The following is a 12483-nucleotide window of genomic DNA, read 5'->3' as shown; positions in this document are numbered from 1 at the left end:
CCGGAGATTCCATCATGCGTCCAGCAGGTCGTAGCGCAAATCAGGTGCGCCCCGTCACCCTGACCCGTAATTACACAAAACACGCTGAAGGTTCCGTGCTTGTTGAATTTGGTGATACCAAAGTGCTCTGCACCGCCTCGATTGAAGAGGGCGTTCCACGCTTTCTGAAAGGCCAGGGCCAGGGCTGGATCACCGCCGAGTACGGTATGTTGCCGCGTGCCACACATACCCGTAACGCCCGCGAAGCGGCGAAAGGTAAGCAGGGCGGCCGCACTATGGAAATCCAGCGACTGATCGCGCGTGCGCTGCGCGCAGCTGTTGATTTGAAAGTGCTGGGTGAATTTACCATTACGCTGGACTGCGACGTTATCCAGGCCGATGGCGGTACCCGTACAGCCTCTATTACCGGTGCCTGCGTGGCGCTGGCCGATGCCCTGAACAAGCTGGTGGCGGCTGGTAAACTGAAAACCAACCCAATGAAAGGGATGGTGGCTGCGGTGTCCGTCGGGATTGTTAATGGCGAAGCGCTATGCGATCTGGAATATGTAGAAGATTCCGCTGCAGAGACCGACATGAACGTGGTGATGACCGAAGACGGGCGCATTATCGAGGTGCAGGGCACCGCAGAAGGCGAACCCTTCACCCATGAAGAACTTCTTACCTTGCTGGCGTTGGCCCGAGGGGGGATTGAGTCCATCGTAACGACGCAGAAGGCGGCGTTGGAAAACTGATTTTAAGGGCGACGTTGTCGCCCTTTTTTTTGTCTGTAGAAAAGTGAATGAGGAGCGAATCCATGAAAGCATATCAGCGCCAGTTTATTGAATTTGCGCTTAACAAGCAGGTACTGAAGTTTGGCGAGTTTACGTTGAAATCCGGGCGCAAGAGCCCCTATTTCTTCAACGCCGGGCTGTTTAATACCGGGCGCGATCTGGCACTGTTAGGCCGTTTTTATGCCGAAGCGCTGATGGATTCCGGCATTGACTTCGATCTGCTGTTCGGCCCTGCTTACAAAGGCATTCCGATTGCGACCACCACGGCGGTGGCGCTGGCTGAACACCATGAACGCGATGTTCCATACTGCTTCAACCGTAAAGAGGCCAAAACACACGGCGAGGGCGGCAACCTGGTCGGTAGCGAACTGCAGGGACGTGTCATGCTGGTGGACGATGTGATTACGGCGGGAACTGCGATTCGTGAATCGATGGAGATTATCCAGGCAAATAACGCGGAGCTGGCAGGCGTGCTCATTTCGCTGGATCGCCAGGAGCGTGGTCGCGGCGAGATTTCTGCCATTCAGGAAGTGGAGCGTGATTACGGCTGCAAAGTGATCTCTATCGTGACCCTGAAAGATCTGATTAGCTATCTGGAAGAGAAACCGGAAATGGCAGATCACCTGGCGGCGGTGCGTGCGTACAGGGAAGCATACGGCGTGTAATAAATAGCCCGGTGGCGCGATGCTTACCGGGCTTATACTTTTTGCAGAGTGAAACGGATGTTATTGCAATTGCGCGGCGACGAGCGGCCAGCGGGCGTCGAAATCGTCGGTTGGGCGATATTTGAACTCGCTGCGCACGAAACGGGAGAGCATGCCTTCACAGAAAGCCAGCACCTGGCTTGCCAGCAGCGTTTCATCGATGGTGTAACCTTCACCTTCACGCATTCTCTTTTCGCGTAGCACTTGACGCAATTGCGCTTCGATACGCTCAAAAAGCTGGTTAATCCGCCCCTGCAGTCGATCTTGTTCGAACATCAGCGCGTGTCCGGTCAGGATACGGGTTAGCCCGGGGTTACGTTCACCGAATCCCAGAATCAATAGGACAATCAGGCGCAGGCGCGCAGAGGTGTCTTTCTCATCTTTCAGAATCAGGTTGATACGCGTAATCAGACTGTCTTCGATAAACTCGATCAGACTGTCGAACATGCGTGTCTTGCTGGGGAAATGACGATACAACGCCGCTTCCGACACGCCGACAGAGGCGGCCAGCTTAGCGGTGGTGATGCGTTGACTGCCGTCGCTGGATTCAAGCATCAGAGCCAGAGATTGAAGTATTTCTTCGCGACGATTCCTTTTCGCAGTTTGTTTTTCTGCCATGTTACAAAATACCCCTGAAAATAAGCACTTGTCAGGCTCGCATCCACACAGCGACCGCAAACTGGCGTTTGCGGTTTGTTATGACATTATGGCGCTGTGAAATACGGAGTGTTCGGGCGTTTATTTGCGCCCGGAATGGCCGAAGCCGCCTTCGCCACGGTCGGTGGCATCAAAGTCTTCCACCAGGTTAAATTCTGCCTGTACTACGGGTACAAACACCATCTGCGCGATACGCTCGCCCGGTTCAATGGTAAAGCTGTCCTGACCACGGTTCCAGACAGAAACCATCAACTGGCCCTGGTAATCGGAGTCAATCAGCCCGACCAGGTTGCCCAGGACGATACCGTGTTTATGGCCAAGGCCAGAACGCGGCAGAATAACCGCTGCCAGAGAAGGATCGGCAATGTGAATTGCCAGGCCAGTCGGTAACAGGGTGGTGGCGCCCGGAGCCAGTTCTACGGCGTTGTCGAGACAGGCACGCAGGTCAAGACCGGCAGAGCCGGAGGTGGCATAGGTTGGCAGCGGAAATTGCTGTCCAACACGCGGGTCCAGAATCTTAACGTCGATTTTTTTCATCATAACGGGTAACGATCTCGTCCAGTAATTGTTGGCCCAGGAGCGCTTTTCGCTCAAGCGGTAAGCGTTTTTCTCCATCCTGCCAGAATAAGTGCAGCGCGTTGCTGTCGCTGTTAAATCCTTGTGTAGCCAGCGATACGTCATTCGCACAAATCAAATCGAGATGTTTGCGGGTACGTTTTTGCCGGGCGTATTCTTCCACATTATTTGTTTCAGCAGCAAATCCAACAACAAAAGGTCGATTGATCTTTAATGCCCCCACATTCGCAACGATATCGGGGTTTTTGACCATTTTTATTGTAATTTCATCGCCTTGCTTTTTGATTTTCTGCTCGGCGATGTCAGCTGCGCGGTAATCCGCGACGGCGGCGCAGCCGATAAAAATATGCTGCTGCTGGACGTCTGACTGAACAGCCGCATCCATCTCCAGCGCGGTGGTCACATCAATACGGTGGACCTGCGGCGGCGTGGGTAGTGAGACCGGTCCGCTGACCAGCGTCACTTTTGCCCCGCGCTCTGCAGCGGCGGCAGCGATAGCAAACCCCATCTTACCGGAGCTCTTGTTCGTGATGTAACGCACCGGATCCAGGGACTCACGTGTCGGGCCCGCGGTAATCATGATGTTGAGATGTTGCAGATCGTTTACAGGCGAAAAATGGTCAGCGGCAAGATCGACAATCGCAAGCGGGTCGAGCATGCGCCCTGGACCGACATCGCCACAAGCCTGGCTGCCGCTGTCCGGACCCCAGATAAGCAGATCGCGCGACGCAAGCGTCGCAAGGTTATGTTGGGTTGCGGCATTGCGATACATCTGCTGGTTCATGGCCGGCACCACTGCTACGGGGGCCGGTGTAGCCAGGCAAATTGTCGACACAAGGTCGTTAGCCATGCCCGCTGCAACGCGGGCGATTAAATCTGCTGTCGCCGGGGCAAGAATCACGAGGTCTGCCCATTTCCCCAGCTCAATATGGCCCATGGCGGCTTCTGCTGCCGGGTCGAGAAGACTATCGGAAACCGGAAAACCGGAGACGGCCTGTAAGCTCATGGGCGTGATAAAGGCTTTACCGCCTTCGGTGATCGCCACCCGTACTTCCGCTCCGCGCTCGCGCAAACGGCGCACCAGCTCTGGCGCTTTATAGGCAGCAATACCGCCGCTCACGCCAAGAACGATTTTTTTACCGGCCAGGCTCTTCATGATTCTTTCCTGTTGGGTTCACCAGAGAGTGGGGCATTTTATCACAATCCGAAAAGCATCGTGCTGTTGTCCCTTGAATCACTTTGCGAGGCGCTACGCAAGACGGCAAATTTCAGGTCGAGTGCTGTCCGGGCCTGTGGCAGCATGCTTTTGCAATAGTAAGGAGATAAGCATATGGAAATAACCTGCCCGATGCTGCCCCGGGAAAAGCTGCTGAAAGATGGCGTTGCCACCTTAACAGATACCGAGTTACTGGCGCTGTTTTTGCGCACCGGTACGCGCGGCAAAAACGTCTTTACGCTTGCCAGCGAAATGCTCGAACACTTTGGCTCATTGTATAGCTTGCTGTCGGCCGAGTTGGTTGATTTTGAGCGTGTCGAAGGTATCGGCATCGCGAAATACGCGCAGTTAAAAGGAATTGCTGAGCTGGCCCGTCGTTATTACGTGTCACAGATGCACGAGGATGACTCGCTGCTGAGCCCAGACCAGGCCCTCACCTTTTTACAAAGCCAGCTAAGTGAAGAAGAACGTGAGATCTTTATGGTGATCTTTCTGGATAATCAGCATCGAGTCATTCATCATTGCCGTCTGTTTTCAGGAACGCTGAATTCGGTTGAGGTACATCCGCGTGAAATCGTGCGGGAGGCAGTAAAAGTAAATGCAGCCGCCGTGATCCTCGCGCATAATCACCCCTCGGGGCGCGCAGAGCCGAGCAACGCCGACAAAGAAGTGACCCAACGTATCATAAAATGTTGTCAATTCATGGACATTAGAGTCGTTGACCATCTGATCATTGGCCGCGGAGAGTACGTTTCTTTTGCAGAACATGGTTGGATTTAGGCCATTTCACGCGATCCATAGGGATCTTTGTCTGTTCGGGACTTGAGCACACCGCCGAGTCAGCGTATACTACGCCACCTTTGAGAATCTCGGGTTTGGCATTTGGGCCTGGCAATCGAGAGTTCACTTAGAACTGCGATGACCGGGCTGTAAAGCCTGACGAGGCGCCGATACCCCATACGAAGCTCGAGCTAATTTGATTTTTGGAGAATAGACATGTCCCGAGTCTGCCAAGTTACTGGCAAGCGTCCGGTGACCGGTAACAACCGTTCCCACGCACTGAACGCGACTAAACGCCGTTTCCTGCCGAACCTGCACTCTCACCGTTTCTGGGTTGAGAGCGAGAAGCGTTTTGTCACCCTGCGTGTATCTGCTAAAGGTATGCGTGTTATTGATAAGAAAGGCATCGATACAGTTCTGTCCGAACTGCGTGCCCGTGGCGAAAAGTACTAAGTACTTAAAGAGGAAATAAATCATGGCTAAAGGTATTCGCGAGAAAATCAAGCTGGTTTCTTCTGCTGGTACAGGTCACTTCTACACCACCACGAAGAACAAACGTACTAAGCCGGAAAAACTGGAACTGAAAAAATTCGATCCAGTTGTACGCCAGCACGTACTGTACAAAGAAGCTAAAATTAAATAATTTTAGACTCCTTGTAGAAAAACCCCGCTTCGGCGGGGTTTTTTGCATTCTGCGTAGCCCAACGGAGGAAACATGCCTGAATTACCCGAGGTAGAGACCAGCCGCCGCGGTATTGAGCCTCACCTGGTCGGCGAGACCATTCTTCATGCTATTGTGCGCAACGGTCGCCTGCGCTGGCCTGTCTCCGATGAGATTCATGCGTTGAGCGACAAACCCGTGCTCAGTGTGCAACGTCGCGCGAAATATCTGCTTCTGGAGTTGCCTGATGGCTGGATTATTATCCACCTCGGCATGTCCGGGAGCCTGCGCATCTTGCCTCATGAGCTGCCACCAGAGAAGCATGACCATGTTGATCTGGTCATGAGCAACGGTAAAGTGCTGCGCTATACCGATCCGCGTCGCTTTGGCGCCTGGCTGTGGACGAAAGAGCTGGAAGGGCACAATGTACTGGCTCATCTCGGCCCTGAGCCGCTGAGCGAAGATTTCGATGCGGATTACCTGAAGGCTAAGTGCGAGAAGAAGAAAACCCCTATCAAACCCTGGCTGATGGATAACAAGCTGGTCGTGGGTGTCGGTAACATTTATGCCAGTGAATCGCTGTTTGCTGCCGGGATCCATCCGGATCGCCTGGCCTCGTCACTCTCTGCTGATGAGTGCGCGTTGCTGGTAAAAGTGATTAAAGCCGTTTTACAGCGCTCGATTGAGCAGGGCGGCACGACGTTGAAGGATTTTCTGCAAAGCGACGGTAAGCCAGGCTACTTTGCGCAAGAACTGCAGGTTTATGGCCGCAAAGGTGAGGCTTGTCGGGTATGCGGCTCGCCCATAGTGGCGACAAAACATGCCCAGCGAGCAACATTTTATTGCCGCCAGTGCCAGAAATGACATGGCAAGCCAGGCGTTTATTTCAGCCTGGCTAACAGCGCCTGATGGACATTTTCTGGCAGGAAGTGTGTGACATCCCCGGCATGACGTGCCACTTCTTTCACCAGCGATGAAGAGATAAATGACCACTCTTTTGAGGGCATCAGAAAGACACTTTCCAGCTCGGGCATCAGATGGCGGTTCATATGCGCCAGCTGCATTTCATACTCAAAATCAGCAACGGCACGCAGGCCACGTATCAGGATGTTGGCCTGCTGTGTGCGGGCAAAATTCGCCATTAAATCGCTAAAACCGACCACGTCGACATTGGGCAGGTGAGCCGTAGCGCTTTCCGCAAGGGCGACACGTTCATCCAGGTCGAACAGCGGCTTCTTGCTGGGACTGGCAGCGATGGCCAGGATAACCTGATCAAACATGCTGGCTGCGCGCGTGACAATATCAATGTGACCATTGGTAATGGGATCGAAAGTGCCCGGATAAATCGCCCGTTTAAGCATAACAGCCCTCAATGCGTTTTAGGTGGCAGATACGGTTCCAGTAACTGGAGTAGGCGTTGCAGAGCGCCCTGGTTTTGATACAGTACTTCAACGGCATGGCGGCCGTAAAAATTGCGATAATCGGCATCGGTTAGCAAAGAGGAGACCTCTTTCGCCAGCGTCGCAGCATCGGTCACGGTAATCAGACCGCCTGCACTATCGAGACGGGCACAAATATCTTTAAAATTAAAAGTATGTGGCCCCATCAAGACGGGAATAGCATGCGCTGCCGCTTCCAGGGGGTTATGCCCACCACGTTCAACCAGCGAACCGCCCACAAAAGCGAGATCGGCAATGCCGTAAAGCAGCATCAGCTCGCCCATTGTGTCGCCGACCACAACCTGCGTGCTGGCAGAAGGCACTTCGCCAGATGAACGTGTGATATAGCTTAGACCCGCGCCACGCACAAGGTTAACGGCATCCGGGAATCGCTCGGGATGACGTGGCACCAGAATCAGCAGCAGATTAGGAAACTGTTCTAACAATGCCTGATGGGCTGCGATCACCGCGCTCTCTTCGCCATCGTGCGTGCTGGTAGCAATCCACACTGGACGGTGCGGCGCCCACTGGCGACGTAGCGTGACGGCTTTCGCTGCAAGTTGCGGCGTGACGGAAATATCGAACTTAAGGCTGCCGGTGACGGTAACCTGATTGTTCTTTGCACCTAATGTCACAAAGCGTTCGCCGTCTTCTTCATTTTGTGCGGCAATCAGGGTAATACGACGTAGCAGTCGGCGTACAAATTTGCCCAGCTTTGCATACCCCGCCGCCGAGCGAGCAGAGAGACGCGCGTTGGCAATCACCAGGGGAATTTTGCGTTTATGTAGGGCCGCAATCAGGTTTGGCCACAGCTCCGTCTCCATGATTAACACCAGCTTCGGGTCAACTTTATTCAGGAAACGGCCAACGGCATCAGGCAGATCGTAAGGCAGGTAAACATGCTGAACATCGCTACCAAAAGCTGACTGCACGCGCTCTGACCCTGTTGGAGTCATGGTAGTTACGGTGATCGGCAGATCGGGGTAACGGTGGCGTAAAGCACGAACGAGTGGGATTGCGGCCAGCGTTTCGCCCACGGAGACCGAATGCAGCATGATGCCGCCTGGCTGGAGTGGACGCCGGTAGAACCCGTAGCGTTCCGCCCAACGTTTACGATAAGCCGGTGCTTTACGTCCACGCACCCATAGCCGTATCCAGATCAGTGGCTGAATGAGGTATAGAAGAGCGGTGTAAAGCAATTCGAGCATAGTAAATCGCTGGGTTATGGATGTGCTGGGGATTCTATGTATTTAGCTGCGCCTTTGCCATTACTTTTCCTGTTTTTGGTCTATTTAGACGCCTGTACCCCGCCACTTGCGATGCCTATGATTTTTGTATTTTTATGCGATTTGTTGAATTTTACCGCCAGGGGCACCCGGAACCAACGGGAATAAGCCGCTTTTACCGTAAATCATCATGTTTATCATGCTGATTTAACTGCATAAAATGAATGCTCTGATTAAATTTTATTCGTATCGGATTGAAGCGAAAGAAGTGTTACACTAGCGCACAAAAGTGAGTGCGGTATCAGTATTCAGGTAGCTGTTGAGCCTGGGGCGGTAGCGTGCTTTTTTCTGCCTGCCTTTACCGGACAATCACAACAAAAGAGCCGCTTGTGGAAAAGTCATTTCGAAAAATTCTGGTTATAAAGATGCGTTTCCATGGAGATATGTTATTAACAACTCCTGTCATCAGTACGCTAAAACAGAATTATCCTGACGCAAAGATTGATGTGCTTCTTTATCAGGATACGATGCCGATATTGTCTGAGAATCCTGAAATTAACGCGCTGTATGGCATTAAAAATAAGAAGGCCAACGCGGCAGAGAAAATAGCGAACTTCGCAAATTTAATTAAAACCCTCCGCGCTAATCGGTATGACCTGATTGTTAACCTGACAGATCAGTGGATGGTTGCGCTATTAGTCAGGCTTCTCAACGTACCCGTTCGGATTTCACAAGATTACAGCCATCGCCAGTCATCGTTCTGGCGCAATAGCTTTACTCATCTTGCCCCTTTAGTAGGCGAGAATGTGGTTGAAAGTAACCTCTCAGTACTGGCTCCCCTGAACCTGACCTCGTCCGTCAGCCGTACCACGATGAGTTATAACCCGTCATGCTGGGAACGCGTGCGTAGTGAACTGGATAAAGCCGGAGTCGGCGAACATTATGTTGTCATCCAGCCTACGGCACGTCAGGTATTTAAATGCTGGAACAACGAGAAGTTTTCCGAGGTCATCAATGCCCTGCATGCAGAAGGCTATCAGGTCGTACTCACCTCCGGGCCTGGTAGTGATGATCTGGCCTGTATAAAGGCGATTGCCGAAGGCTGTAAAACACCTCCCGTAACGGCGCTTGCCGGTAAAGTGACTTTCCCGGAGTTGGGGGCGCTGATTGATCATGCGGAACTGTTTATTGGCGTGGATTCCGCGCCCGGACATATCGCGGCGGCGGTTAACACACCTCTGGTGTGCTTATTTGGTGCGACAGACCATAATTTCTGGCGCCCCTGGTCTACGAATATGATTCAGTTTTGGGCCGGTGATTACCGACCAATGCCGCCGCGCGAGCAACGCGATCGCAATGAGATGTATCTATCCGTCATTCCTGCCAGTGATGTTATTGCGGCGGTAAAGAAAATGTTGCCTGTAAGTCATGTGACGACAGTGGAAGGTGACGCACTATGATCGTTGCTTTCTGTTTATATAAATATTTCCCGTTCGGGGGTCTGCAGCGTGATTTTATGCGCATTGCTCAGACCGTTGCGGCTCGTGGGCATCATGTTCGCGTGTACACCCAGTCCTGGGAAGGTGAGTGCCCGGACGTATTTGAGTTGATACGCGTCCCGGTAAAATCCCGCACCAATCATGGACGTAACGCGGAATATCATGCCTGGGTACAGGCACATCTTCGTGACCATCCGGTGGATCGGGTCGTTGGCTTTAATAAGATGCCTGGCCTCGATGTCTATTATGCAGCCGATGTCTGTTACGCCGAGAAAGTGGCGCAGGAGAAGGGATTTTTCTATCGTCTGACTTCGCGCTATCGGCACTATGCGGCCTTTGAACGTGCGACCTTCGAGAACGGCAAGCCAACGCAATTACTGATGTTGACGGATAAGCAGATCGCTGATTTTCAGAAACATTATCAGACTGAAGCTGAGCGATTTCACATCCTTCCGCCCGGTATTTACCCCGACCGGAAGTACAGCCAACAGATTCCAAACAGTCGCGAAATCTATCGTCAGAAAAATGGCATTAACGAGCAGCAGCACTTAATCCTGCAGGTCGGCTCTGACTTTAGCCGTAAGGGCGTAGACCGTTCTATCGAGGCGCTGGCGTCGCTACCTCAGGCGCAGCGTCAGAATACCCAGCTTTTTGTCGTTGGCCAGGACAAGCCGCGGAAATTCGAGGCGCTGGCGGAAAAACTCGGCGTTCGCAGTAATGTTCATTTCTTCTCCGGACGTAACGATGTTGCAGAGCTGATGGCAGCGGCAGATTTACTGCTGCATCCTGCCTATCAGGAAGCCGCCGGTATCGTATTGCTGGAGGCGATTACCGCAGGCTTGCCCGTACTGACAACGGCAGTTTGCGGCTATGCACACTATATTGAGGATGCTAATTGCGGCGTCGCCATTGCAGAGCCTTTCCGGCAAGAAGCGTTGAATGAAGCGTTACGCAAAGCGCTGACACAACCGTCACTGCGCGCTGCCTGGGCGGAAAATGCGCGCCATTATGCGGATACCCAGGATTTATACAGCCTGCCGGAGAAAGCGGCGGATATCATAACAGGTGGTTTAGATGGTTGAGCTGAAAGAGCCGTTAGCCACATTATGGCGCGGTAAAGATGCTTTCGAAGAGGTCAAAAATCTGCAGGGTGAGGTCTTCCGGGAGCTGGAAACTCGCCGTACCTTGCGCTTCGAGCTGGCTGGTAAAAGTTATTTTCTGAAATGGCACCGCGGGACGTCCCTGAAAGAGATCGTGAAAAATCTGCTCTCGCTGCGTATGCCGGTTTTAGGTGCCGACAGAGAGTGGCACGCCATTCATCGGCTGAGCAAGCTGGGCGTAGATACCATGTATGGTGTCGGCTTTGGTGAGAAAGGCCTCAATCCGCTCACGCGTACGTCCTTCATCATAACGGAAGATTTAACCCCGACGATTAGCCTGGAAGATTACTGTGCGGATTGGGCAACCAATCCTCCGGACGTGCGCGTGAAACGTATGCTTATCGATCGTGTTGCGACCATGGTTCGTAAAATGCACGCGGGAGGGATCAATCACCGCGATTGTTATATTTGTCATTTTCTTCTGCATCTGCCGTTCAGTGGCGACGAAGCGGATTTAAAGATCTCAATGATTGACCTCCATCGTGCGCAAATTCGTGAACAAGTCCCACGCCGCTGGCGCGATAAGGACCTTATTGGGCTCTATTTTTCGTCAATGAATATTGGATTGACGCAGCGGGATATCTGGCGATTTATGAAGATTTATTTTGAGTTGCCATTAAAAGACATTCTTCGCCAGGAGAGCGATCTACTAACGCAGGCAGAAGAAAAAGCCAGTAAAATTCGCGAAAGAACGATTCGCAAGTCGTTGTAACCCGCCCGGGGCTATCCTTTCTCTTTATATTTAGCGGACAAGAATTAACATGTCTCAGTTTAGTGACAAAGATGTCATCCTTTCAGTATTTGATTATGACTGTCGAGAAATTAAATCGAACGATAGCCTTAATATTGCATTCGGCATCGATAAAAACTTCCTCTTTGGCTGTGGTGTTGCGATAGCATCAATATTGCTGAATAATAAATCGCTAAATTTTGAATTCCATGTATTTACCGATTATTTTAGCGACGAAGATAAAGTACTCTTTTCCGAGCTGGCTGCGCAATATCATACTTCTATTAATGTTTATCTGATTAATTGCGATAAGCTTAAGACGCTGCCGTTTACCAAAAATTGGTCTTATGCAACTTATTTCCGTTTTGTTATAGCGGATTATTTTTATCATAAAATCGATAAGTTATTGTATCTTGATGCAGACATCGCCTGTAAGGGCAGTATTCAAGAACTAGCCGAATATACGTTTGCGGAAAATGAAGTTGCAGCGGTGGTAACAGAAAGGGATAGCGAATGGTGGACCAATCGCGCGAATACCCTTACTACCCCAGCCCTGGCTTCAGGGTATTTTAATGCCGGTTTTTTGCTGATCAACATTAATGAATGGCAAAAAAATGACATTTCTACCCGAGCGATTGAAATGCTGCGTATACCTGAGTGGGTAGAGAAAATCACGCATTTGGATCAGGACGTACTGAACATTTTACTGGCAGGTAAAGTGAATTTTATCGACGGGAAGTACAACACACGTTTTAGTATCAATTATGAACTGAAAGATGATGTTGTGAATCCTGTGAATGATAAAACAGTATTTATTCACTATGTCGGTCCTACAAAACCCTGGCACGAATGGGCAAATTATCCGGTATCGCAAAGTTTCCTTGATGCTAAGAAGCATTCTCCATGGCAAAACGTTGAGCTTTTAAAACCAGTAAATAGTAATCAGTATAGATATTGTGCCAAGCATAAATTCAGGCAAGGAAAGACCTTGCAGGGTATTTTGAGTTACATTAATTATTATAAAAATAAACTTATTAAGTAATAATAAATACTTACTAAAAATTT

The 12483-nt window shown here is 51.2% G+C and carries 15 protein-coding genes; 10 read left to right on the top strand and 5 right to left on the bottom strand.

Going from position 1 to position 12483, the window contains the following annotated elements; genetic code table 11:
• The first annotated feature begins 14 nt into the window (after nucleotides 1-14).
• Nucleotides 15-731: a ribonuclease PH gene (gene rph, locus WFN75_RS18435; RefSeq protein WP_040077825.1), complete on the top strand. Its 717-nt coding sequence runs from the start codon at nucleotides 15-17 to the stop codon at nucleotides 729-731.
• Between the two features lie 62 nt (nucleotides 732-793).
• On the top strand, nucleotides 794-1435 hold the full coding sequence (pyrE, locus tag WFN75_RS18430) for an orotate phosphoribosyltransferase (protein WP_040077826.1): 642 nt from the start codon (nucleotides 794-796) through the stop codon (nucleotides 1433-1435).
• 60 nt (nucleotides 1436-1495) lie between these two features.
• On the opposite strand, the gene slmA is transcribed toward pyrE, so the two are convergent.
• The 3 genes from slmA to coaBC all read right to left on the bottom strand — a co-directional run bounded on the left by slmA (nucleotide 1496) and on the right by coaBC (nucleotide 3863).
• Complete coding sequence (gene slmA / locus WFN75_RS18425; RefSeq protein ID WP_040077827.1) at nucleotides 1496-2092, bottom strand: nucleoid occlusion factor SlmA; 597 nt, start codon at nucleotides 2090-2092, stop codon at nucleotides 1496-1498.
• Between the two features lie 120 nt (nucleotides 2093-2212).
• Nucleotides 2213-2671 (bottom strand): dUTP diphosphatase, encoded by a 459-nt coding sequence (dut, locus tag WFN75_RS18420; protein WP_040077828.1) that lies wholly within the window; start codon nucleotides 2669-2671, stop codon nucleotides 2213-2215.
• Nucleotides 2649-3863: a bifunctional phosphopantothenoylcysteine decarboxylase/phosphopantothenate--cysteine ligase CoaBC gene (coaBC, locus tag WFN75_RS18415; RefSeq protein WP_046886309.1), complete on the bottom strand. Its 1215-nt coding sequence runs from the start codon at nucleotides 3861-3863 to the stop codon at nucleotides 2649-2651. The genes dut and coaBC overlap by 23 nt, the downstream gene beginning before the upstream one ends.
• A 174-nt stretch (nucleotides 3864-4037) precedes the next feature.
• On the opposite strand from coaBC, the gene radC reads away from it, so the two are divergent.
• The 4 genes from radC (at nucleotide 4038) to mutM (ending at nucleotide 6228) form a co-directional block, all read left to right on the top strand.
• Nucleotides 4038-4703, top strand: a complete 666-nt coding sequence (gene radC, locus WFN75_RS18410; RefSeq protein WP_046886308.1) for a RadC family protein — start codon at nucleotides 4038-4040, stop codon at nucleotides 4701-4703.
• 216 nt (nucleotides 4704-4919) lie between these two features.
• A complete protein-coding gene (gene rpmB / locus WFN75_RS18405) occupies nucleotides 4920-5156 on the top strand; it encodes a 50S ribosomal protein L28 (RefSeq protein WP_002436699.1) in 237 nt (78 codons plus the stop codon).
• Between the two features lie 22 nt (nucleotides 5157-5178).
• Complete coding sequence (gene rpmG / locus WFN75_RS18400; RefSeq protein WP_003024094.1) at nucleotides 5179-5346, top strand: 50S ribosomal protein L33; 168 nt, start codon at nucleotides 5179-5181, stop codon at nucleotides 5344-5346.
• A 72-nt stretch (nucleotides 5347-5418) separates the two neighbouring features.
• Nucleotides 5419-6228, top strand: coding sequence for a bifunctional DNA-formamidopyrimidine glycosylase/DNA-(apurinic or apyrimidinic site) lyase (gene mutM / locus WFN75_RS18395; RefSeq protein ID WP_046886307.1), 810 nt, complete (start codon nucleotides 5419-5421; stop codon nucleotides 6226-6228).
• Nucleotides 6229-6245: 17 nt separating this feature from the next.
• On the opposite strand, the gene coaD is transcribed toward mutM, so the two are convergent.
• Nucleotides 6246-6725: a pantetheine-phosphate adenylyltransferase gene (gene coaD, locus WFN75_RS18390; protein ID WP_040077833.1), complete on the bottom strand. Its 480-nt coding sequence runs from the start codon at nucleotides 6723-6725 to the stop codon at nucleotides 6246-6248.
• An 8-nt stretch (nucleotides 6726-6733) separates the two neighbouring features.
• Nucleotides 6734-8011, bottom strand: a complete 1278-nt coding sequence (waaA, locus tag WFN75_RS18385) for a lipid IV(A) 3-deoxy-D-manno-octulosonic acid transferase (RefSeq protein ID WP_336996637.1) — start codon at nucleotides 8009-8011, stop codon at nucleotides 6734-6736.
• 407 nt (nucleotides 8012-8418) lie between these two features.
• Between waaA and rfaQ the strand changes: the two genes are divergently transcribed.
• Genes rfaQ through waaO form a run of 4 tightly spaced genes read left to right on the top strand, consistent with a single transcriptional unit; the run spans nucleotide 8419 to nucleotide 12460 of the window.
• Entirely contained in the window at nucleotides 8419-9489 is a 1071-nt protein-coding gene (gene rfaQ, locus WFN75_RS18380) for a lipopolysaccharide core heptosyltransferase RfaQ (protein WP_336996636.1), read from the top strand.
• On the top strand, nucleotides 9486-10610 hold the full coding sequence (locus tag WFN75_RS18375) for a glycosyltransferase family 4 protein (protein WP_040077837.1): 1125 nt from the start codon (nucleotides 9486-9488) through the stop codon (nucleotides 10608-10610). The genes rfaQ and WFN75_RS18375 overlap by 4 nt, the downstream gene beginning before the upstream one ends.
• Entirely contained in the window at nucleotides 10603-11400 is a 798-nt protein-coding gene (rfaP, locus tag WFN75_RS18370) for a lipopolysaccharide core heptose(I) kinase RfaP (protein ID WP_212478172.1), read from the top strand. Before WFN75_RS18375 ends, rfaP begins: the two co-directional genes overlap by 8 nt.
• Before the next feature lie 49 nt (nucleotides 11401-11449).
• Complete coding sequence (gene waaO, locus WFN75_RS18365; protein ID WP_212478171.1) at nucleotides 11450-12460, top strand: lipopolysaccharide 3-alpha-galactosyltransferase; 1011 nt, start codon at nucleotides 11450-11452, stop codon at nucleotides 12458-12460.
• Nucleotides 12461-12483 lie beyond the last annotated feature (23 nt).

This window comes from Leclercia sp. UBA7405, assembly GCF_037152215.1.
In the GTDB taxonomy this organism is placed as follows: domain Bacteria; phylum Pseudomonadota; class Gammaproteobacteria; order Enterobacterales; family Enterobacteriaceae; genus Enterobacter; species Enterobacter pneumoniae.
This window is presented reverse-complemented; position numbering and strand designations above follow the sequence as displayed.